Annotated in this window: 27 protein-coding genes and 1 other RNA gene; 6 read left to right on the forward strand and 22 right to left on the reverse strand. The window is 41.0% G+C overall.

What is annotated here, in order from left to right; all coding sequences use genetic code 11:
* Positions 1-26: 26 nt before the first annotated feature.
* The 5 genes from A374_RS04565 to A374_RS04580 all read right to left on the reverse strand — a co-directional run bounded on the left by A374_RS04565 (position 27) and on the right by A374_RS04580 (position 4,234).
* Positions 27-581 carry a cysteine hydrolase family protein gene (locus A374_RS04565; protein WP_007201015.1) on the reverse strand — a complete coding sequence of 185 codons (555 nt, stop codon included), beginning with the start codon at positions 579-581 and terminating at the stop codon, positions 27-29.
* A 14-nt stretch (positions 582-595) separates the two neighbouring features.
* Positions 596-1,273 carry an MgtC/SapB family protein gene (locus A374_RS04570; RefSeq protein WP_007201016.1) on the reverse strand — a complete coding sequence of 226 codons (678 nt, stop codon included), beginning with the start codon at positions 1,271-1,273 and terminating at the stop codon, positions 596-598.
* Between the two features lie 175 nt (positions 1,274-1,448).
* On the reverse strand, positions 1,449-2,309 hold the full coding sequence (locus tag A374_RS04575) for a CvfB family protein (RefSeq protein WP_007201017.1): 861 nt from the start codon (positions 2,307-2,309) through the stop codon (positions 1,449-1,451).
* 55 nt (positions 2,310-2,364) lie between these two features.
* Positions 2,365-2,523, reverse strand: coding sequence for a YycC family protein (locus A374_RS19840; protein WP_007201018.1), 159 nt, complete (start codon positions 2,521-2,523; stop codon positions 2,365-2,367).
* 25 nt (positions 2,524-2,548) lie between these two features.
* Complete coding sequence (locus A374_RS04580) at positions 2,549-4,234, reverse strand: formate--tetrahydrofolate ligase (protein WP_007201019.1); 1,686 nt, start codon at positions 4,232-4,234, stop codon at positions 2,549-2,551.
* A gap of 142 nt (positions 4,235-4,376) precedes the next feature.
* Between A374_RS04580 and A374_RS04585 the strand changes: the two genes are divergently transcribed.
* Positions 4,377-4,697 carry a 2Fe-2S iron-sulfur cluster-binding protein gene (locus A374_RS04585; RefSeq protein ID WP_007201020.1) on the forward strand — a complete coding sequence of 107 codons (321 nt, stop codon included), beginning with the start codon at positions 4,377-4,379 and terminating at the stop codon, positions 4,695-4,697.
* A 35-nt stretch (positions 4,698-4,732) separates the two neighbouring features.
* Here the strand turns inward: A374_RS04585 and A374_RS04590 are convergent, their stop codons facing one another.
* Complete coding sequence (locus tag A374_RS04590) at positions 4,733-5,374, reverse strand: HD domain-containing protein (protein ID WP_007201021.1); 642 nt, start codon at positions 5,372-5,374, stop codon at positions 4,733-4,735.
* Positions 5,375-5,451: 77 nt separating this feature from the next.
* Here A374_RS04590 and A374_RS04595 point away from each other — a divergent pair, with 77 nt between their 5' ends.
* Positions 5,452-5,703: a DUF2564 family protein gene (locus tag A374_RS04595; RefSeq protein ID WP_007201022.1), complete on the forward strand. Its 252-nt coding sequence runs from the start codon at positions 5,452-5,454 to the stop codon at positions 5,701-5,703.
* A 34-nt stretch (positions 5,704-5,737) separates the two neighbouring features.
* On the opposite strand, the gene A374_RS04600 is transcribed toward A374_RS04595, so the two are convergent.
* Both A374_RS04600 and A374_RS04605 read right to left on the reverse strand, forming a co-directional pair.
* Entirely contained in the window at positions 5,738-6,016 is a 279-nt protein-coding gene (locus A374_RS04600) for a DUF6123 family protein (RefSeq protein ID WP_007201023.1), read from the reverse strand.
* A gap of 58 nt (positions 6,017-6,074) precedes the next feature.
* Positions 6,075-6,737, reverse strand: a complete 663-nt coding sequence (locus A374_RS04605; protein ID WP_007201024.1) for a reverse transcriptase-like protein — start codon at positions 6,735-6,737, stop codon at positions 6,075-6,077.
* Positions 6,738-6,826: 89 nt separating this feature from the next.
* Here A374_RS04605 and A374_RS04610 point away from each other — a divergent pair, with 89 nt between their 5' ends.
* A complete protein-coding gene (locus tag A374_RS04610) occupies positions 6,827-7,219 on the forward strand; it encodes a reverse transcriptase-like protein (protein ID WP_007201025.1) in 393 nt (130 codons plus the stop codon).
* A gap of 415 nt (positions 7,220-7,634) precedes the next feature.
* Here the strand turns inward: A374_RS04610 and A374_RS04615 are convergent, their stop codons facing one another.
* Together A374_RS04615 and ssrS are read right to left on the reverse strand one after the other, a co-directional pair.
* Positions 7,635-8,516, reverse strand: a complete 882-nt coding sequence (locus A374_RS04615) for a 5'-3' exonuclease (RefSeq protein ID WP_007201026.1) — start codon at positions 8,514-8,516, stop codon at positions 7,635-7,637.
* Between the two features lie 76 nt (positions 8,517-8,592).
* Positions 8,593-8,780, reverse strand: a non-coding RNA gene (gene ssrS, locus A374_RS19845) — 6S RNA.
* A gap of 163 nt (positions 8,781-8,943) precedes the next feature.
* Here ssrS and A374_RS04620 point away from each other — a divergent pair.
* Both A374_RS04620 and A374_RS04625 read left to right on the forward strand, forming a co-directional pair.
* Positions 8,944-9,195, forward strand: coding sequence for a hypothetical protein (locus tag A374_RS04620; protein ID WP_007201027.1), 252 nt, complete (start codon positions 8,944-8,946; stop codon positions 9,193-9,195).
* Positions 9,196-9,430: 235 nt separating this feature from the next.
* Positions 9,431-9,802: a hypothetical protein gene (locus A374_RS04625; RefSeq protein ID WP_007201028.1), complete on the forward strand. Its 372-nt coding sequence runs from the start codon at positions 9,431-9,433 to the stop codon at positions 9,800-9,802.
* 38 nt (positions 9,803-9,840) lie between these two features.
* Here A374_RS04625 and A374_RS04630 read toward each other — a convergent pair whose 3' ends face one another.
* The 9 genes from A374_RS04630 to A374_RS04670 all read right to left on the reverse strand — a co-directional run bounded on the left by A374_RS04630 (position 9,841) and on the right by A374_RS04670 (position 19,159).
* A complete protein-coding gene (locus A374_RS04630; RefSeq protein WP_007201029.1) occupies positions 9,841-11,085 on the reverse strand; it encodes a peptidase in 1,245 nt (414 codons plus the stop codon).
* A gap of 23 nt (positions 11,086-11,108) precedes the next feature.
* The gene (locus A374_RS04635; protein ID WP_007201030.1) at positions 11,109-11,771 is read right to left on the reverse strand and encodes a 3-oxoacid CoA-transferase subunit B; all 663 of its coding nucleotides are present in this window, start codon (positions 11,769-11,771) and stop codon (positions 11,109-11,111) included.
* Positions 11,741-12,463, reverse strand: a complete 723-nt coding sequence (locus A374_RS04640) for a CoA transferase subunit A (protein WP_007201031.1) — start codon at positions 12,461-12,463, stop codon at positions 11,741-11,743. The genes A374_RS04635 and A374_RS04640 overlap by 31 nt, the downstream gene beginning before the upstream one ends.
* A gap of 21 nt (positions 12,464-12,484) precedes the next feature.
* Positions 12,485-13,852, reverse strand: coding sequence for an aspartate aminotransferase family protein (locus A374_RS04645; RefSeq protein WP_007201032.1), 1,368 nt, complete (start codon positions 13,850-13,852; stop codon positions 12,485-12,487).
* 74 nt (positions 13,853-13,926) lie between these two features.
* Positions 13,927-14,205 (reverse strand): YokU family protein, encoded by a 279-nt coding sequence (locus tag A374_RS04650; protein WP_007201033.1) that lies wholly within the window; start codon positions 14,203-14,205, stop codon positions 13,927-13,929.
* An 11-nt stretch (positions 14,206-14,216) separates the two neighbouring features.
* On the reverse strand, positions 14,217-15,635 hold the full coding sequence (kamA, locus tag A374_RS04655) for a lysine 2,3-aminomutase (protein WP_007201034.1): 1,419 nt from the start codon (positions 15,633-15,635) through the stop codon (positions 14,217-14,219).
* Between the two features lie 254 nt (positions 15,636-15,889).
* Complete coding sequence (locus A374_RS04660; protein ID WP_040340335.1) at positions 15,890-17,275, reverse strand: sigma-54 interaction domain-containing protein; 1,386 nt, start codon at positions 17,273-17,275, stop codon at positions 15,890-15,892.
* A 68-nt stretch (positions 17,276-17,343) separates the two neighbouring features.
* Positions 17,344-18,201 carry a putative beta-lysine N-acetyltransferase gene (gene ablB / locus A374_RS04665; protein WP_007201037.1) on the reverse strand — a complete coding sequence of 286 codons (858 nt, stop codon included), beginning with the start codon at positions 18,199-18,201 and terminating at the stop codon, positions 17,344-17,346.
* A 118-nt stretch (positions 18,202-18,319) separates the two neighbouring features.
* On the reverse strand, positions 18,320-19,159 hold the full coding sequence (locus A374_RS04670) for a sulfurtransferase (protein ID WP_007201038.1): 840 nt from the start codon (positions 19,157-19,159) through the stop codon (positions 18,320-18,322).
* Positions 19,160-19,266: 107 nt separating this feature from the next.
* Here A374_RS04670 and zwf point away from each other — a divergent pair, with 107 nt between their 5' ends.
* Positions 19,267-20,757 carry a glucose-6-phosphate dehydrogenase gene (gene zwf / locus A374_RS04675; protein ID WP_007201039.1) on the forward strand — a complete coding sequence of 497 codons (1,491 nt, stop codon included), beginning with the start codon at positions 19,267-19,269 and terminating at the stop codon, positions 20,755-20,757.
* Positions 20,758-20,840: 83 nt separating this feature from the next.
* On the opposite strand, the gene A374_RS04680 is transcribed toward zwf, so the two are convergent.
* From A374_RS04680 to A374_RS21425, 3 genes are all read right to left on the reverse strand, one after another.
* On the reverse strand, positions 20,841-21,179 hold the full coding sequence (locus A374_RS04680) for a hypothetical protein (RefSeq protein ID WP_007201040.1): 339 nt from the start codon (positions 21,177-21,179) through the stop codon (positions 20,841-20,843).
* A 442-nt stretch (positions 21,180-21,621) separates the two neighbouring features.
* Positions 21,622-21,954 (reverse strand): hypothetical protein, encoded by a 333-nt coding sequence (locus A374_RS04685; protein WP_040340336.1) that lies wholly within the window; start codon positions 21,952-21,954, stop codon positions 21,622-21,624.
* 43 nt (positions 21,955-21,997) lie between these two features.
* Positions 21,998-22,150, reverse strand: coding sequence for an IS3 family transposase (locus tag A374_RS21425; protein ID WP_083841941.1), 153 nt, complete (start codon positions 22,148-22,150; stop codon positions 21,998-22,000).
* Positions 22,151-22,225 lie beyond the last annotated feature (75 nt).

The raw sequence follows: 22,225 nt of genomic DNA on the forward strand, positions 1-22,225 counted from the left end.
AAGGCTCGCCTATTTAACCGTACAATCTACATTAAGACTGTAGCTCCTAGTACCGTTTTAAAATACTGTAGCGCAAATCGTTGACCTTCTTGCGTAAAACTTTGTACCGCTTGAGCTGGAACAATCATGTCGTAACAAAGGTTATACCCATCAATACCCGTTTGTAGCACACAAATATCGGTTGTGACGCCTGTTAACGTAATAGTTGTAATGCGCCGTTCCCTTAATTTAATATCTAAAGGCGTACCGGCAAAGGCGCTGTAACGTGTTTTGTCCATATAAGTGACGTAAGGGTAATTATTACGGAGCAGCTCCTCATAGAGAAAGCCAACCTTACCGTATAAGCTTCTTCCTTTTGTTCCTACAATGTTATGTGGTGGATATAATTTCGATTCAGGATGAAACGGATCAGATAGCTCATGACGATCGACCGCAAATACTATATAGTCACCACGCTCCGCAAATTGCATAATTAATTTGGAAATGGCTTCATCGATGTATTGTCCATGCTTCCCAGTCGTTAACTTCCCATCATCAGCAACGAAATCATACGTATAATCAATTACAAGCAACGCTCTCATAACGTCCTCACCTCTTATAACGTCTCAATTTCCACCTTTTGAACACCAGGAATGCTTTTAATTTCATAATAAACGTCCGTTGTATAGCGCTTTTCATACACGCCAAGCATGAGTTCCATTTTCGACGAGGCACTTTCTAAATCTTTTACCCGAACATTATAGATTTTTACTTCTTTCTCTTTAATGCTTTTCACAATCGCCGTCATGTCTGCATCATCCGCAACATGAAGCCGCACTCTTACTTCTTTTTCGCTTAATGCTTTAGGTCCTAACCTCTTCATGAGCATTGGAATCAATTCTACAGAAATCAACATCATTAATGCCCCTGCTCCTGCCTCCAAATAAAAGCCTGCGCCAACAGCAATCCCAAGACCTGAAGCACCCCAAATCATTGCTGCCGTCGTTAGCCCAGAAATGACATCATTACTTCTTCTTAAAATAACACCGGCTCCTAAAAAACCGATTCCGCTTACAATTTGAGCGGCTAACCGCATCGGGTCCATTTGTGTTCTGCCACTGATTTCTGAAAAAGCTTGCGCTGATTCAATCGATACAATCGTTAACAAACAACTGCTTATAGAAATAACAAGCGACGTTTTTAAGCCAACGGGCTTGCGTTTTAATTCTCGTTCTAACCCAATAATTAAGCCGAGCAAAGCTGAAATGCCAAGCTTTATGAGTATTACATCCATTCCCTCACCGCCCTCTCTCTTCTATATGTATGGCATTACTCTCAAAAACTTCCGTAACATCTGCAAAAAGGTAACGTTAGCGTTCCCTCCATCGTCATTCTTCACTCTTTTAGGCACATGTACTAAAAAAAACGATAGTAAAGCGAATCGCCAACTATCGTTCGTTTGATTTCTCTTAAATTTTTAAAAAGGTAACGCCTTCTTCTTGCTTAATTTTATTTTCTTTCATAAGCTTTCCGAGCGCTCGTTTGAAGGCTGCCTTTGAAATGTTAAATTCGGTTTTAATCGCCTCTGGTTCGGAACGATCTGTATAAGGCATTTGTCCTTTATGCTCTTTTAAATACGCATAGATCATCTCAGCATCTTCACTATATGCTTGTTCTTTACGCGGCTTCATTGAAAGATTCACACGACCATCTTCACGTACAAAGGAGATTCGTGCTTCTACTTCTTCTCCTAAACGAAGAGGGCGCGTCATTTCGTCTCGATGTATAAAGCCAATATGATGATCTTTCGTATACAGCAATGCACCCACTTCGTTTAACTTGTACACATGACCTGTTACTTGTTTGTTAAAGTGTGCTTCTTCCGCACTTTCAGCAATCTCAACAAGTTCTTCTTCTGAAGCTAAATCGGCAAACAAACGTCCTTTCTTATCTAAACGTAACCCTGCATACAATTGATCACCGATGCGCGGCCACTCTTCTAGCGGACCTGGCAAGTCATCATTTGATAACAGTACGTCTTTTGCAATGCCAATGTCTAAAAAGACTCCAAGACGTTTTTGTGAGCCAACGACGGTTAGCCACGCTAAGCTATCTAAACGGACTTTCGGTTCACTCATTGTTGCCGCTAATCGTCCTTCGTGATCTTGGTAGACGAATACCGTTACTTCATCTCCGTCTTGCAATGATCGTGAAGCTTCTCTTTTATGCAACATCACTTCTTCTGTTCCGTCGCTTAAAAAATAACCAAAATCACTTTGACGATCTACCTTTAAGGTATACATTTCACCGGCTCTAATTGTCGTATCCATTGTTGTTCCATCCTTTTTTTCTTTAAAATACTTTATAAAAGTACGTTATGAAAAGTTAGTCTTTTTTCGTTTCACTTTCACTGTCTGCTTGCTCTAGCTCCATTAACTTTTTCATTAAAATATGCTGCGGCATATGCATTAATTGTTCAAGCGGAACGTTTAGTTTTTTGGCTAACATTACTGCCGTTTCCGCGGAAATTTGTAAAGGTTTCACTTGATTTCTCCTCCTGATCCCATCGTTAAAATAGGCCTTTTGCTTTTCCATCCTCTGTGACGTCCATTTGTAACGCAGCTGGGTGCTTAGGTAGTCCAGGCATCGTCATGACATTTCCAGTTAAAGCAACGATAAAGCCCGCACCAACAGATGCCTTTAATTCACGCACTGTTATTGTAAAATCAGTGGGCCGGCCGAGCTTTGTCGGATCATCTGATAACGAATATTGACTTTTTGCCATACATACAGGCAATGTTCCCCATCCATTGTGTTCAAATTCTTTTAATTGCACCAACGCTTTTGGTGAGAAATCAACCCGAGAGGCACCGTACACTTTTTGAGCAATTATCGTTATTTTTTCTTCTAACGATTGATCGAGCGTATATAATGGCGCAAAATGGTTTTCTTCTGATTCAGTGATGGCTAAAACCGTTCTTGCTAACGCTTCACCGCCTGCTCCACCTTTTAACCATACTTCCGCTCGTTCCGCTTTCACCCCTTGCTCTTGACACCACGATAGGATATAGTCAATTTCTTCTTCATGGTCATTCACAAAATGGTTCACCGCAACAACCAGTGGTAAGCCGAACGCTTGAATTGTTTCAATATGCTTTTGCAAGTTCGCCATGCCTGCTTTTAGGGCAACAAGGTTTTCTGAAGCTAGCTCGTCTTTTTTGGCGCCTCCGTGCATTTTTAATGCGCGCGCCGTTGCTACAATAACGACAGCGCTTGGCTTTATTTGTGCGTACCGTGCTTTGATATTTAAGAATTTCTCAGCACCTAAGTCGGCACCAAAGCCTGCTTCTGTGACAACATAATCACCGAGCTTTGCCGCTAGTTTAGTGGCAATAATACTATTACAACCGTGTGCAATGTTCGCAAACGGACCACCATGGATAATCGCTGGTGTATTTTCTAGTGTTTGTACTAAATTGGGCGCTAGCGCATCTTTTAACAATAACGTTAAGGCGCCTTCTACTTTCAAATCGGCAACCGTAACTGGTTCATGATCATACGTATAACCAATGACCATGGCTGCTAAACGCCGTTTTAAATCGTTCATGTCGCTTGCTAAGCAGAAAATAGCCATGACTTCTGAAGCGACAGTAATATCAAAACCATCCTCTCTTGGAACACCTTGAAGAGGACCACCGAGTCCTACAACGACTTGCCGTAACGCGCGATCATTCATATCCAACACACGCTTCCAAACGATTTTACGGGGATCTATTTTTAGTTCGTTGCCTCGATGAATATGATTGTCAATGAACGCTGCTAAAGCGTTGTTAGCGGTCGTAATCGCATGAATATCTCCTGTAAAGTGAAGATTGATATCTTCCATAGGAATGACTTGTGAGTAGCCACCACCGGCCGCTCCACCTTTTAAGCCCATACTTGGTCCAAGCGATGGCTCTCGCAAAGCAACAATCGCTTTTTCCCCAATAGCATTGAGCGCTTGTCCAAGGCCAACGGTCACCGTTGATTTTCCTTCACCAGCGGGAGTGGGATTAATTGATGTTACGAGAATCACTTTCCCATCTTTTTTCGTACGCAATTTATCAAAAAGGCTCAGTGAGAGCTTCGCTTTATACTTCCCATACGGCTCCCAATCTTCTTCCTCTAGCTGCAACTGTTCACAAATCGTACTAATTTTTTCAATAGATGCTTCTTGAGCAATCTCAATATCTGATTTATAGGTTACTTTCGTCAATGCGCTAAAACCTCCTTCAAACTCACTTAATTCTATTTTACCTAATAACTGCACACAATGGAAAAGAAGTTTCACGAAGAAAGAAGGGTTGTTTCTTCCAGAAGGCGAAAGTATGTACTATGAAAAAAGGAGTTGATGATCATTGGCAAAAATTAACGTAAAAGGCTATGGAACGTATACCATTGAAAATGGCACAAAACTCGTTAACGCACTCGAAGATCACGGCGTTGACATTCTACACCGCTGTGGTGGAAAAGCGCGTTGTACAACGTGTCGCGTCGAAGTGCTAGCAGGCGATTTAGGTGCCATGAATGAAATGGAACAAGCTCTCATTCAAAGTAAAGGATTACCCGATAACGTTCGCCTCTCCTGTCAAGTAACCGTCCAAGAAGATGCAGACATCGTGCCCGTCATGACCGTCCAAAAAGATGGACTCGACCCTGGCCCTCGTCCTGCCGAATAGCCTACGAAGCAACCAATCTTTAATGATTGGTTGTTTTATTTTTTGCCATCCCATTCTGCATAGAACGTTTTTAAAAAAGTTTCCATGTACGCGTGACGCTCTTCAGCCAGCTTCTTCCCATAATCTGTGTTCATATGTTCTTTTAATTTTAGTAGTTTTTCATAAAAATGATTAATCGCGGTTGAACGACCGTTACGATATTCCTCTTTTGTCATCGTTACACGTACAGGTAAATCAGGATCGTAAATCAATTGTCCGCGGTTACCTGAATATTGAAACGTTCGCGCGATGCCGACAGCACCAAGAGCATCTAAGCGATCAGCATCTTGAACAATTTTCCCTTCAAGCGTTGGCATTATTTGACCGCCGCCACCTTTAAAGGACATTCCTTGGATGATACTTAACACATGCTGTGCTTGCTCAGGATCAACAGCATGAAGCGCTAACCAGTCTGCTACTTTTTTCATACCGGCTTCTTCTGACTCATTAAGCTTTTCATCCGCTACATCATGAAGCAATGCCGCCAATCGACAAATAAAAAGATCAGCTCCTTCTTCCGTAGCCAGTGTGATCGCTAACTGTTCCACACGATAAATGTGCCACCAGTCATGACCGCTTCCTTCACCAGCTAATTCTTCTTTTACATAAGAAGTTGCCGCTTCAAGTACAGTATTCATAGGATTTCCCCTTTTCCTTATAAAAATTTAAAAAGCTAACCATACTACGAGTATCTTCTATGGAAAGGGGAAGCAGTATGTCAGAGCCTTTTAACGATTTAGAACAAGTCCAATTGTTACTTCAGAGCGCGGAGCACATGGTTGGCCAAGCAACGATGAGCATGAATCCGCAACAGCTGCAAGAGGCAGCAGAAGCTCTTGCCCTCGCAAAAGCGACCTATGAACAAATGGCCTCACAGGAAACGGATCAGAATAGCTTTATGTTGTCACAAGCAAAAGAAATAGTAACACGTTGTGAGTCACAAATAAGCGAAGCATTAAAAGCATAAAGACGAAAACAAGCTCGCCAAATGGCGAGTTTGTTTACTGTTGAATCAATTCTTTTTCAACTTGAGCGAGATACGCATACGCCGCTTGTTTAGAAGCAATCCATTGATTCTTAAATGTTTCTAATAAGGCAATATAATAGCTTCCATCAAACTCTCGTTGAATTTTCAACGTTAGCTCAATGGCGACGGTTACCATCTGCTCACTCATACCCGTATAATGCTGTCCAAATTCAATAAAAGCTCTGTCCTTTTCTTGTAACACAATGCCCTTCGACGCTAAAAAACGCACATATTCTTCAATAGAAAATGCCATAAAGCATCCCTTCCCTTACCTAGCAATCCACTTTAAATTGTATCAAGAGCGCAATCATTTAAGCAATGATTTCTTTCTTGGCATGGACAATCGATCCCTTCATTGCTTTTGTTGCTAGCTCATCTGCCTCTTTATTTTCTTTTCGATCAATCAGCTCGTAGTTTACAGATAGTCCCAGCTTGTGAAGCTTTTGTTCAATACGCTCCATCCATCGCTCAAGCCTTTCTTCATAACAAGGCCATTCCCCACTCATTTGACGAATAACGACCATGGAATCACCACGACATGAAATACGTTGTGACGCGATCTCTAATTTTTCAAGTTCACGCACAGCAAGCCACAGTGCTGCATATTCACTTTCATTATTGGACTGTAATTCTCGGTCCTCCTCATTCACACGGACACGAAAATTCGAACCATTCTGCTTATAATAGACGACGGCTCCTTGCCCTGCGTGGCGGTCTTGCAGATCAAAACCGCCATCAAAATAGATCGTAACTTCGCTGATCGCCGTTTTTTCTATTTCTATTCGTTTTTTTAATTCTTTTTTTGACCAATAGACACCACGTTCATCCACGATAGAAAGTGTCGACAACCGACCACTTTTCTCTAAATCAAGAATTAACAAAAGTGCTTCCTCTATTGAAAGATCCTCAGAAACCATCGCAATGCCTTCACTGCGCTTTGGAAGCTTATAGCGCCATTCTAAACGAACATTCATTAAGAACCCTCCTTTTGTCGTACGATTCTCTATCCTATTGTAACCAACTTTATTATAATAAAGAAAAAAAGATGACAAGGAGATTTCACATGATTGAAGTTTATATTGATGGCGCAAGCGCTGGCGACCCTGGACCGTCTGGTGCTGGCATTTTTATTAAGCGCGGAAATGGTGAAACGGAAAGCTACAGCGTTCCGTTAGGCATTATGTCAAACCATGAAGCGGAGTTTCATAGCTTAGTGAATGCTCTTGCACATTGTCTCAAACAAGGCTATCAGATTGTCTCCTTCCGCACAGACTCCCAAGCTGTTGAACGTGCTGTTGAGAAACGCTTTGCAAAAGACGCCCGCTATGAACCTCTCTTACAAGAAGCGCTTGGGCTCATTGATCAATTACAGCTGTTTTTTATTAAATGGATCCCAAGCAAACAGAATAAACAAGCCGACAAACTAGCTCGCAAAGCAATTTTGCTCAAGAGATGATTTCGACACGCTTTGCCTCGACAGCGCTCGTAACGGGTGCTTTCTTTTTGGGAGCGACGTTTGTCATCGTTCAAGAGGCCACCGTTCAGAATTCTCTCTCTTCAATTTAAAAAAAAGAAGTGATTCTTGCTTTAGTGCTTACTTCTTTGTTTGCGACGGCCTTCGCTTTCTATGTACAAACGCGCGTGCAAAACGTGTCGCTATTATTTATGCGTTAAAGCTCGTTTCTGGGGCCTTAACAGCTGTTACTTATGGTCATGAGAGCCTTCACCGTTTACGGTTTTTCGGTGTATGCTTATTCTTTATGGGATGCTACTTTCCACAGTACCGCTAGCTCGTAAATCATCATGAAAAAACGAACGACTCGGGAACACCTCTATCACGGTAGGGGTCACTCCCAAATCGTTCGTTTTTTTTAGCTTATTTTAATGGCAATTTCAAGAGAGGCTAACGCTTGTACGAGCGTATTTCTTTCGATTTGTAAGCAGCAAGCATCCCACGTTTGTTCTTTAATGGTAGGAACATCTGTAATAATCGTGCACAATTCTTTACTTAAAAATGCCATTTCTTTTCCTGCTTGCAGTTTGTTAATATAGCGTTTATAGCGGTCATCTAATGTTGGTAGCTCATCGTAAATTTGTTCAATGCCACCATATTGTTGAACGAGCGGCAAGGCTGCTTTTTCGCCCACTCCTGCTACTCCCGGAATATTATCACTTTTATCCCCTAGTAATGCCTTTACATCAACCCATTGCGAAGGATCGATGCCATATTCTTGTTGAAAGTGAGCTAATGAATAGTTTAGTTCTCCTTGCTTCGTAGCAATCAGCTGTGACGTTTGTGGACATAACAATTGAAGTAAATCACGATCATTGCTATAAATGATACACTTCCCTGTTTTTTCCTCACGCCATTTTTGGGCAAACGTCCCTAGAATATCATCTGCCTCATATCTTGGAATTGTATATTGTGCCAGCCCAATTTGTTCAAAAAAAGCAACCGCTGTTTCGTATTGTTGAATGAGAGGCTCAGGAAGCTCATTTCTTGTTCCTTTATACTCTTGAAATGTTTCTTTTCGAATGGTTTCATTTCGTTTAACATCCCAAGCAATTAATAGATGCGTCGGTTGGTGAAGACGGTTTAGCTGCAACAGCTTTTGAAATGTTGCTCGCAGGCCATTTATAAATTGTCCTTGCGAATTGCGCGTCAGCTGATGCATCTCTTTCCCATATGATGTGGCAAAGTAACAACGGCTCAATAAATTAAAGCCGTCAATCATAAGTAATTTTTCCTCCATAACCCATTCCTCCATCCAATCAACCTCATCATGAAAAAAGCTTATTTTACTATGAAGTAAAATAAGCTTCTCTCTATGTATATCCGCTTTGCCGTAACCCATCCTGTCTTAAAACCCGTTCTCACAGGTGGGTATCCGCAGCTATCTTTTCACCTTCCACTGTCTAAAAGAGAGAGGCACGGTGTATTCAACAGGCATGTAGGATTCCCGGTTTTTACATATCGGTTTAAGACAAAATAAGAGCTACTAACATCGCAGAAAATTTATTATAACGTATAAAACTTTTCATGTAAAGTTATCAATAAAACATCGTCACTTGCAATGTATATATAGCATAGCTCGTTTTGTTCTAAAAGTCAAAGTAGAAATCTTTTACATACTTTCCCATGAAAAGAAGCATTCTATACGAGAAGGAGGTTGAAAAATAATGTCAAATGCGTATTTATGTCCCAATTGCAAAAGCAATCGCACACGCTTTAACGTCATTGAACAAGTGCCTACGTCTGTTAAGCTAGATCCAGCCACAGGAGCTGTTGTTACTCACTATGAAAACGATGAGCAACTGGATCCGTTTCACTTACCTTATAACGGTACACAGCGCCTTGTTCAATGCGCAGCTTGTGGAGTGGTTGCTGACGAAACAACCTTTGTTAAACATGCACAACATAAACCGTTGTAGAAAAGAAAAACTGTTCACCTGAAGCTTGTTGAGAAAAAACTTCTCAGCAAGCTTTTTATTGGATACAGCGATTGTCCGCTATCCTCACATGAGCGCCCCCCTGCAGCTTCTTCAACCATTCGTTTTAGTGTTCGCAACTACGCTTCAGTAAGCATACCTTATGCTTTTTTTATCCATAGGAAGGGTTTTGTCATTTCATGTCGAAACTAATGGAATAATAAGGAGGCTACAGTCTATGATTGAAAATTCAACCAACTATTTATTTAAAGCAAATCACTGTTCCATCGCAGATGCTCACTATCAAATTATTTCTCATTTCTATGAACATGAACGGTATTTATATCGAAATTTCATCATTTCACAGCAAGGGGCACCTTATATGTTATATGAACTTGGCATAACGTACGATGCTGCGTATCAGCTTAACATTTGTTCTCCTCATTATGTTTCTTCTTTTCTTTTACCACTAGGGTTAAACTTCGTGTATGACCAACTACAAACTACCCCATCAAACCACCGCTCGTCCTTAATTACAGCACAAGCTCTTACTGAGCAACCGTTACATTGGCGTACGTTGCCTACTTTTGAAGAAGTATGTATTCACTAAAACTAAAAAAACCCGCCGAAGCAGGCTTAATCACTCGTTTATTCACACCAAGCAATAATCGTTCCAATGATAATTTCTGTTGCCTCAAATACGGCGTCAAGCTCGATATACTCATCTGGATAATGAGCAACCGAAGTAACACCGGGACCAAATACAAGACTTGGTGTATGGCCAACAGCTGTTAATAAACCGCCATCTGTTCCCCATGGAGACGCTTCAACCACCGGTTCACTGCCACGAACGTGTTTATACGTAGCGGATAAAATGTTCATTAATTCATGATGTGTTGGAATGGCTCCCGGTAACCACTGTGCCCCAAACCATTCTACCGTTGGCGGGTGTTGACGCAGCCAATCATCTTCAATCTGCTCAATCCATTCCTCGAGCTCTGCGCGAACGTCATCAAGTGACTCAGTTGGTGCGACACCAATTCTCCCTTCGATGATAACATGATCCGGTACCGAAGAAGGCCACTCTCCTCCTTGAATTTTCCCAAGATTAATCGGTAATGGAATCGGAATTTTTTCATACAGGGGATCCGTTATCGCATCATTCCGTTTTTTCTCTAAGTTTTGTAGCGCTGTTATAACGGTTGTTGCTTTTTCAAGAGCGCTCACACCTTCATATCGTGTACCGCCATGAGCAGCACGACCATAAACATGAATCCGAAACCACATCGATCCTTGCTGACTCGGAAAAATTTTCAGATTGGTCGGTTCAGGAATTAAAGCCGCATCTCCCGTGTAGCCACGTAAAATAGCAGCGAGGGTTCCTGCACCGCCGCTTTCCTCTTCCATTACGCTATGAAAAATCACATCGCCTTTAAGGGGAACTTGTAATTCTTTTAAACATTTTAATGCTAGCAATAAACATAAATTGCCACCCTTCATATCTGTAGCGCCTCGACCGTACAATTTCCCGTCGCGAATGTCTCCGCTATATGGGTGATCACTCCATTGCTTTACATCACCAGGTGGCACAACGTCCACATGACCATTTAAGACAATTGAACGTCCACCACCTGTCCCTTTTAGGACCGTCGCAACGTTTGGGCTTTTCGAGAAATCTGTTCTTGTCGCACAAAAATAAGGATGTTCAAGAAATTCCTTCTCATCTGGATACCATACATCCACGTCCATGCCCCACTCTTTTAACTTATTGGCAACGAGCAATTGGACACGCTCTTCATGACCTTGTTCACTTTCAAGCTGCACCATTTTTTGTAGCAATTGAATGCCTTCTTGCTTTTCATTAGCGATCCAAGCAGATATTTGATCTTTCACGCGTTCTCCTCCTCTATGTAGCATTAGCGAAAGACAGCTACTTTTTCTGGAAGCGATAATGGAGCCCCGGTCGTTTCTAGCACTTCCTTCACCGTATAGGGGTGCATAACTTCACGCAATACTAATTTTTTCTCGGTAACGTCAATGACTGCTTTTTCCGTAATAATCATATGTGCACCTTCTTGCACCGTAAGTGGTAAGCTGCATTCTTTTACAATTTTAGGCGCACCTGTTTTATCCGTATGATTCATCAGAACAATTACTTTTTTAGCTTTTTGCGCAAGATCAATAGCCCCACCCATACCAGGAACCCGTTTTCCCGGAACAATCCAGTTAGCAATATCGCCTTTTTCACTCACTTCTAATGCGCCTAATACCGTTACATCTAACAAGCCTCGACGAATCATACCAAAGGCCGTTGCACTATCGAAATACGAAGCACCGGCTAAGATGGTAACGGGATACCCACCGGCATTGGCTAAATTACCATCTTCCATGCCTGTTTCAGGAGAGCCACCCATGCCTAATATCCCGTTTTCTGTATGCAAAAGAACGCCATGGTCATTGGGAATATAATCTGCTACAAGTGTTGGAATGCCAATGCCTAAGTTTACAATCATATTGGGCCTGATTTCTAATGCTGCGCGGCGGGCAATTAAGTGCCTTGTTTCAATTCCCAAACCCATTTCCAATCCACCCCTTTGCTTTGAACGATATAATCAACGAACACGCCAGACGTAACAATACACTCTGGATCTAATGTGCCTACAGGTACAATTTCATCGACTTCAGCAATCGTAATCGTTCCTGCCATGGCTACTAGTGGATTTGTATTGCGCGCGCTCTTATCAAACATTAAATTTCCATACGTATCTGCTTTACACGCATAAACGATGGAAACGTCAGCCGTTAATGCCGGAGCAATCATATATTCTTTTTCTTTTAGCCTAACTTTTTCTTTGCCCGTTTCAACGACCGTTCCTAGACCAACATCAACAAGAACGCCACCTAATCCCATGCCGCCCGCACGAATTTGTTCAGCAAGTGTTCCTTGTGGGACGAATTCTACTGCAAGTGTTCCTTCGTGCATTTGCTTTCCTGCCTCAGGATTTGATCCAATGTGTGATGCAATGAGTGACGTGACGCGCTTTTCAGTAATGAGCTTGCCTGGACCAATCCATGGAAACCCAGTATCGTTACTAATCATGGTAATGTCCTTTATTTCCTGATCCAGGATAAGCTGTACGAGGCCTGGAGGCGCCCCGACACCTCCAAAGCCTCCTACCATGAGTGACATTCCATCGGAAAAATAACGAGCCGCTTCATCCATTGTAATTTGTTTCGTTTTTAGTGGATGTGCTTCTGTATGTGAAAGCATCCTCATCTTCCCTTCTGCCTTTTAGCTACTCGCCTTATGTTCATATCTTCCAGAGGCGATTAATCGTGTCATCAGTTCACTTAAGCTTTCATCCATAATGTTTAAGATTTCTTTTACTTGTGCACTTGTTACAACAAGCGGAGGTGCAATCATAATGGAATCGCCTTCATAACCACGAACACCGCCAAATGCCGGATAAACGATTAATCCTTTTTCAAAACAAATAGAAAGAAATTGTTCTCCTACTTTTGCTTCTGCTGGAAACGGACGATGCGTCATTAAATCGGACACAAATTCAACCCCGACCATTAATCCTTTCCCACGAACATCACCAATAATGGCATATTTCATCATGAGTTCTTTTAAACCTGTAATCATTTCTTCCCCACGTGCTTCACTGTTGTGGACAAGATGATGACTTTCCACATAGTCTAATACAGCGCAACAAGCAGCGGCGGATAGAGGATTGGCACTAAACGTATGACCGCTCATTACACTTTTTGTTCCTTGTTTAATCACAGAAATAATTCGATCTGAAACGATGGTTGCAGCCATTGGCGTATACCCTGCACTGAGCCCTTTACCGAGCGTCATAATATCTGGCGTCATGTTCCAGTGGTTAACGCCAAATAGTTTTCCTGTTCGACCCATTCCTGTCATGACTTCATCTGCAATGGTTACGATATTATATTTATGACAAATTTCTTGAATTTTCTCATAATAACCTGGAGGTGGAGCAATTGCACCACCAGCCGCGCCAATAATCGGCTCGAAAATAAAGGCAGCAATATTCTCTGCACCAATTTCTAAAATGGCACGTTCTAAATCTTCGCCACATTGTAGTCCACAACCAGGATACGTACTATGAAACGGACATCGATAACAATACGGTGCGGAAACGGCTGGGAAATCTTCTAACAAATCGGTAAAGCGCGCCCGTCTCATTAAATGACCAGACATTGATAAGGCTCCGAGCGTAATGCCATGATATGAGGTCCATCGTGATAAAATTTTTGTTTTTGACGTAATGCCTTGTTCTTGAAAATATTGAATTGCTATTTTCAGAGCGGTTTCGGTTGCTTCTGAACCACTGTTTACAAAAAACGTCCAATTCAAATCGCCAGGTGCTAAATCTGCCAGTTTATTCGCTAATCGTTCTGCCGCTTGACTTGTAAAATGAGAACGATACACAAAAGCTACCTTTGAAGCTTGTTCTGCCATTGCCATCGCAATTTCATCTACCCCGTGCCCAATATTTACAGTAACAGCTCCAGAGGATCCATCAATATACTGCTTCCCTTGATCATCATATAGATAAATCCCTTTTCCATGGCTGATCATTGGATAATGAGTGCCAAGCATCGGTTTAATGACACCTCGATTTTCCATTGAAAAGCACTCCTCTCTCTCTAATATGGAGGAAAAAGCAACGGGAAAGGCCCGCTGCTTTCCTTTTTTTCTAGCTACGACATTTTAAAGTAATTGCGTTTTAAAAACCGTTCGTGACCCATGAGTTCTTCATGTGTCATGCTATTCGAAAGCTTCTTCGTGTCAATGAGCATGAGTTGATCTTCAATTTCTTCCACCACTTCGTCTTCATGATATTCCATGCCACATGCCATACACGTCATACTTGGAATCTCTTTAATTTCAATCGCACGCGTGCCATCATGTAGCTCCCAGTAGCCCGTTTTCACGCTTGCTACTGCAGCTTGTTCATTGCACCAATGACATTTCTTCATATAAGCACCTCCTACGCTTGCACCGGGCTTTCATCCGCCACTTCGTTTTTTTTCTGTTCATGCTTATACTTGCGTTCTTTCATTTCATCTCGCTTATCACGCTTATCTTTGATCGTTGCGTGATCTGGATTCACTTCATAATTTTTGCGGCGATCGAATCGGCGTAGCCCTTCTGGCACAAGGTTAAATTTCTCATCCTTCATAAGCGCTGTAATACCAATCGCCGGTTCGTGCTCGGTAATGCCCATCATGTTGTTATAGTAATCATCCGCCGTTCCCGGTTCATAATTCTTAGGTTCTGGATACGATGTAATAACTCCTTCAAAGTTTCGTAAAACAACTTTATCTGGAGATTGAGAAATTAAATAGTTTGGCTGCAGTGATATTTTCCCACCACCACCAGGCGCATCTACAACAAAGGTTGGAACTGCATACCCTGACGTATGGCCGCGCAGCGCTTCCATAATTTCTAGCCCTTTTGAAACTGGCGCCCGGAAATGGCCAATTCCTTCCGACAAATCACACTGATAAATGTAATAAGGGCGAACACGAATTTTTACAAGATCGTGCATTAACTTCTTCATAATATGGGTACTATCATTAATACCTTTTAAAATGACAGCTTGGTTGCCGACAGGAACTCCTGCATTGGCTAACATCTCACATGCTTTTTTCGATTCTGCTGTCATTTCAATTGACGTATTAAAATGGGTATTGAGCCAAACCGGATGATATTTCTTTAAAATATTACATAAATTCTCTGTAATACGTTGTGGGAATACGACAGGTGCGCGCGTTCCAATCCGGATAATTTCTAGGTGTGGAATTTCACGTAAGCGCTTTAAAATATATTCTAAAATATTATCATTAATGAGTAAGCCATCCCCACCAGAAATGAGACAGTCACGCACTTCAGGTGTCGCTGCAATATAATCGATGGCCGCATCAAGTTGTTTCTTCGGTACCCCCATTCCTACTTGACCGGAGAAGCGTCGGCGTGTGCAGTAACGGCAGTACATTGAACATTGATTCGTAACAAGGAATAAGACACGATCAGGATATCGATGTGTTAAACCTGGTACTGGTGAATCTTCATCTTCATGTAAAGGATCTTCCAAATCATATTTCGTTTTCAAAATTTCATTTCCAACGGGAACAGATTGCATGCGAATCGGACAACGTGCATCGTCTTGATCCATTAACCATGCATAATAAGGTGTAATATTTAAGGGAATTGTCATCGTCGAAATTTTAACACCTTCAATTTCATCAGGTGTTAAATTTACAACTTTTTGTAAATCGTCTAAATTGCGTACCGTATGCGTTAATTGCCATAACCAATCATTCCATTGTTCTTCTGTTACGTCTTTCCATAGTTCATATTCGCTCCAATGTTTCTTCGGTTGATACAGTCCATTTACGATTGGCATTCTAATTCCTCCTTTATACTTGCCTCGCTTTTTTATAGATGCAATTTCCATGCCAAAGTTTCATTATTAAAAATAATGGAACGATTCATTATCATCTGCCTATTCTTACTATATGCAGAACTCTCATAAATGGGCATTCCAATGCGTGTTCCGCCCCTCTTTCGTTCGTGATGGTTCAACAGCATTCGCCCTTTACCCTTTTTTACCGCTTTCCATCTCATAAAGAAAGAACTGCCAATTTTTCGGCAGTTCTTTCAAGCATGACTTTTTAATTTATATTGCAGCGTTTGCCGTGGAATGTTTAACAATAGCGCGGCTTGTTGAACATTTCCGTCTGTTTCTAGTAGTGCTTGCGTAATCAGCTCTTGCTCTTTTCTTTTTAATGCTTCACGCAACGGTTCAATGGGTGAAGACTCTGCAATAGGCTCCCTATCCACCCACAAATGCTGTGGTAAATCATCACACGTAATGACCGTAGCGTCAGCAATGTTCATCGCATATTCAATGACATGCTTTAACTCCCGCACATTGCCTGGCCACGGATAGTGCTGAAAAAGGTGTAACGCCTCTTTTTTAATTCCCGTTATATTTTTTTGGAATTTTTCATTATACATGCTAATAAAATGGTGACTTAACAGTTCAAAATCAAACGGACGTAGGCGTAAAGGTGGCAATTCAAAATAGATGACATTTAAGCGATAATACAAATCTTCCCGCAGTTTTTTTTGCTCCACACATAGAAGAGGATGTTCGTTTAACGCCGCCATAATCCGAACGTTGACCGTCTTTCCTTTCGTAGCACCGATTCTGCGGACGACACCATCTTGAAGAACGCGTAATAATTTCGCCTGTACGTCCAGTGGCATTGAATTAATTTCATCCAAAAAGAGCGTCCCACCATCCGCTAATTCAAATAATCCTGGTCGATCGACGGCCCCCGTAAAACTTCCTTTTACCGTTCCAAATAAAATGCTCTCTAACAATTGAGAGGGAATGGCTGCACAGTTTTGCGCAATAAATGGCTCATTTTTTCGTGGTGATTCATTATGAATGCCTTGAATGAGCACTTCTTTGCCTGTTCCTGTTTCGCCATATACAAGGACCGGAGAAGAGGTCTGGGCTATTTTTTTTGATAGCGCTTTTAATTGGTGAATCTTCGGATCATGAGATAAAAAATCGTCAAGTTCAAAGGTAGCTATATGCCCCGTTGCCACTTGTTTAGGGCTTTTGTGCATACGCGCTTGCAAGTCTACTAACTGCTCAGATAATTCTTTAATGCGCGTTAAATCTTTAGCAATTTCAATCGCACCAATTAACTCCCCTTGCACGATGAGAGGGAGCGTTGTATTGACTGTATCTACGCGCTTACCATTTAAATTCGTGTAAGATTGCGGCTCGTTTAAAATCGGTTGACCACTTTTAACGACGTTTAAAAGGGTGCTCGTTTGATGATCAAGCGAGGGAAAAGAGTCTAGCACATGCTGATGAAGGACTTCAGGTATTTTCATTCCATCTAAGCGCGCAGCGACTTCATTATAAAAAATCGTCATTCCATTGGCATCGACCACATGAATGCCTTCATCAATCGTTTTTAAAATGGCTTTTAACATTTCAATCGTCTCAATGGTTTCTTTAAACATCACGGCCTCCTTTGGTGCTCTCGCTGCAAATGCCCATTTTTCGTCATAGGCGCCAAAAATTAGGCGTTTTATTGAGACAAATCTTTCACCCATAAGTTCATATCTTCAAATTTATCAAAAATCCGACAATTTTTTACCATTCTTCCGTAGTAACGATAGTTTCGCTGACAAAAAACAGCATTCATCCCAAACGAAAGCGCACGTGCAATGGAATAAGCACAAAAAATACGGCGATTCTTTAGTTCTTCTTCTAACTGCTGAACTAACACTTTCATCAGTCCATATTTACGATGTTCTACTAACGTCGCACAATCGGTAATTTCCGCATTATGATACGTTGCATTAATTTCGGCGCTCGCCGCGCTAACAAGAACACCTTGATGTTCTACGACATAATAAATAGTGCCGCTATCCATCGTTGATACAATATAATTCGGATCATCCATCGGTGTTGGATATACTTCAAACACAGCATCATACAATTTGGCTAGTTTAAGACAATCTTCCTTGGACGCAAGACGCATGGAATAATTAGGAGGAAGAACAGCTTGCTCCATTTTTGGTGGCAGCGCGATCACTTGATCCATAATGTCATCTTCCTGCAACCAATGATCACTTCGCTTGCGCTCATCTGTATAATAGCGACACATCATAATCGCATTGCCGCCATTGAAATAAGAATGGAATAAACTTTCTGGCTGATAACCTAACGTGAGCCACGCACTCATATGCTCTTCTCTTGCTTTTATTATGACTTTCGTAAAATCATTTTGTTCAGCATACGTAATCACTTCATGTGCTAAATCGTTAATATTGCCCCGATAATCATCAACGCGTAACCGCTCGTTAAAGTAATCTAGGCAAAGTTCTGCCGTAAATGTTTCCTTTTGAAGTTGTACCGTCTTATAAAATTTTTCTGTCTGCATTGTAATCCCTCCTGCTATATACTGTAATTCAACAAAAATTGCAGGACTCCTTTACTCATTTTCATTCCATATAAAAAGGCACAACGAGGAGGCCTCTCCTGCTCGTCGTGCCTTTTGCTTATTCTTTTTCTGTCGCGATAGGATTTTCATCATAGCTCGACCAATCACTCCAGCTACCACTATACAGCTTCACGTTGGTCACGCCTGCTTCCTGCATTGCTACGATATTGGCACATGCGGTCACTCCTGATCCACAATAGACGATAACTTCTTTTTTTCCCTTTATGGATTGATGAATCCTGCGCAGTTCATCAGCAGATTTCCATTTGCCATTCTCTAAATTTTTCATCCACGGCATATTCATGGCGGTTGGGATATGCCCCGCCTTTTTGTCAACGGGTTCTTCTTCTCCTGTGTAGCGCTTCTCATCACGTGAATCAACTAAGGCGGTGAGAGAATCGTTTGCATTCATAAGCTTGTGGACATCTTCCATCGTTACGAGCTCCACTTTTGGTTTTTGAGCAACGTACGTAACGGGCGTTAAGACCGTTGCCTCATGAGCCACGGGGTAACCTTTTACTTTCCATGCGGCATAGCCTTCATCTAAAATAAACACATTTTCATGCCCGAGATATTTTAGCATCCACCAAAGCCGAGCAGCCATGGCTCCTCCTTGATCATCATAAGCAACAACGGTACTACTTTCTTTGATCCCTAACCTTCCCATTGTGTCCTGCATACGGTTGATCGCTGGGAGCGGATGTCTGCCACCATGCTTGCTTTTTTCTTGCGATAAATCACGCTCTAAATCTACATAAATCGCACCTTCAATATGATCTTGCTCATATTGTTTTTGCCCTTCTAAAGGCTGTCCTAACAAAAAGCGACAATCACAAATGATGAGTTGTGAGCGTGAGAAATGAGAATATAACCACTCTTGTGTTACAATGTTTTTCATAAGGCGACTCCTTTCGACAAGAAAAATATTTTATCGTTATTTTTTAATGCCATGGGGGAAACTAAAATAATAAGCATTACAAAGCAAAGTGAGGACTGATTTTTATTATGATGAACCAAGTTCCGGAAGCATGTATCGTCTTGTTTGGAGCAACAGGCGACCTAGCTCACCGCAAACTCTACCCTGCTCTCTTCCAATTGTACCAAAAGGATAAGCTAAACGAAAAGTTTGCTGTCATTGGTACGGGCCGAAAAGAGCTAACAAGTGAACAATTTCAGGAAGAGGTACGCCAGTCTGTAGACCCTAACGGTAAATATGCACAAGAGACAGTCGATACATTTAGCTCTCATTTTTACTTCATCCCAATGGATGTTTCTGATTCACAAAGTTATCGCGAGCTAAAAGAACTAGCTGACGAACTAGACAGCAAGTATGACCTCGGTGGTAACCGTATGTACTACTTATCAATGGCACCACGCTTTTTCGGAACGATTCCAACGTTCTTAAAGCAAGAAGGCCTAACAGAAACAGATGGTTGGCAACGTCTTGTTATCGAAAAACCTTTCGGACATGACCTTCAATCAGCAACTGAACTAAATGAACAGTTGTTACAAAGCTTCCCTGAAGAAAGCATTTACCGTATTGACCACTATCTTGGAAAAGAAATGGTACAAAACATTCAAGTGATTCGTTTCGGTAATGCAATCTTTGAATCCATCTGGAATAACAAGTACATTTCTTCTGTACAAATTACCGCTAGTGAAACACTCGGTGTAGAAGATCGTGCGTCTTACTACGAGAAATCTGGAGCCATTTTAGATATGCTTCAAAACCACATGCTTCAAATGGCAATGATGGTAGCGATGGAACCACCAGGAGGACTTGATCCTAAACTAATTCGCGATGAAAAAGTAAAAGTATTACGTTCTCTTCGCTTCTATAATGAAGATGAAGTAGCGAAAAACATTATTCGCGGCCAATATAAAGAAGGTACGATGAATGGCAAAGAAGTACCTGCTTACGTAAATGAAGACAACGTTGATCCACAATCAAAAACAGATACATTTGTCGCAGCACGTGTCTTTATTGATAACTTCCGCTGGGCAGGCGTACCATTCTACTTGCGTACGGGTAAACGACTAGCGACAAAAGCAACAGAGATTGTTGTTCAATTTAAAAAAGGACCAATGGCTCTTTATCATGAAAACAGTGATAACGATCAACCGAATTTGTTACGCATTCACGTTCAACCAGATGAAGGCTTAAGCTTATCACTCAACGCGAAGCCACAAGGAGATTACCCAACACTCCTTCCAATCGATATGAGCTACTGCAATAACTGTGAAAACGAAATGAATACACCAGAAGCGTATGAAAAATTAATGTACGACTGCCTCGTTGGTGATTCTACGTACTTTACACGTTGGGATGAAGTAGCACTATCATGGGAATTCATTGATGGTATTACAAACGCATGGAAAAACAAAGACATTCCACTGTACAAATATACATCTGGAACAATGGGACCACTCGAAGCAGAAGAACTTCTTAATGAAGATGGCTACACATGGTGGAACCCAACTACAGTAAAACGCTAAGACGTTGATGAAGTAGATAGAGAAAAGGCGCCAAATCCTTACGGAGGACTGGCGCCTTTTTATTTTTTTAAAGTTGTATACTTTCATGACCAGCCAAATGTTCTTCCAAGAAATTTTACGAAAGAATATAATACGAAATAAATAATGGTTGCAATAATGGAATATACACTTAGATAGCCTACTAAATACACACGTTTCATGAACCAATTTCGTTTTTTCACTCTAAGACCTGACCAATAAGCAACTCCTATAAATGACGCCGTTACAATATTAACTGTTTTCTCAAAAATATTCTCTGGATCCGGAAACGTACTCCATTCATACCAGTCCATCATAGAATCGTAGACGAGCAACATCGCCAAAAAGTAGGATACTTGTGTTCCTAAAACCACCATAATACCAATTCTGATTAACTCTACCATAGTGACTCCTTTAGCTTTCTTTTGCTAGTTCTTTAATCAAATTTGAAGAAAATAATCGAACCCCATCCGTGTTTTTTATTATCTTATTAGACAAATATAATAGATTTGTCTCATAATTTTATAGTTAATAGTTGCAACAACAATATACCTACCCTATTAGATACATCCACTTCTTCCATCTCAAACCCACCCAGTCCGCGATTCCAAAATAATAACGGTAAAAAATTTATAGTTTTGTCGTATATGTTTATGTAGGAAAAAATAGGTAGCTTGTAAACCTGCCCGATATACTATTCCAATAATAAAGAGGTTAAGAACTTAACCGATTTTCAAAAAATACTGCATCAGGAGATGTGCCCCTGTATCCCCATTCATAATGAGATTGTATGAATAGTGGCAAAAAACAAGCAGCTTGGCAGTAAAATCTTTAAAATAATTCAACTCAGATGATGTTCCATTCAATATACTTAAGCACAGCATTTAGTAATTTATAAATGATCACAGCAAGAATTGTGTACATTGCTAAATACCCAATTAAATAAAACGGTCTCAAATACCATTTACGTTTTTTCACTTTTAAACCTGCCCAATATGCTATTCCGAAAATAAGAGCAGTTAAGAAATTCACCGTTTTCTCAAAAAAATTCCTTGGATCAGGAAAAGTGCCCCATTCATACCAATCCATCATTATATTGTATATTAAAATAAGCAAAATAAAATATGAAGCTTGTGAACCTAATATGGTTAGTATACCGATTCTGATTAACTCTGTCATAATTTCTCCTTTTATTTTGCTAATAGGGTATGTCAACACCAAATTAAACAACAATTTTAAGAGCTGCGTTTCGATAACTGACAGGACTTTGATACCCAAGGGCACTACGTAGACAGATGTTATTATACCAATTGAGATCATTAAAAACTTTAAGCTCCTGGTGGTTAAGGGAAAGGAAGCGATGTTTGAAAGCCACTCATATGTAAAAAGATGGTTTATTTCCAATGACTAAGTAGGGTAATTTTAAATTGATAATTATTATCAACACTAG

The sequence above is a fragment of the Fictibacillus macauensis ZFHKF-1 genome (assembly GCF_000269865.1).
GTDB classification, from domain to species: Bacteria; Bacillota; Bacilli; order Bacillales; family Fictibacillaceae; genus Fictibacillus_C; species Fictibacillus_C macauensis.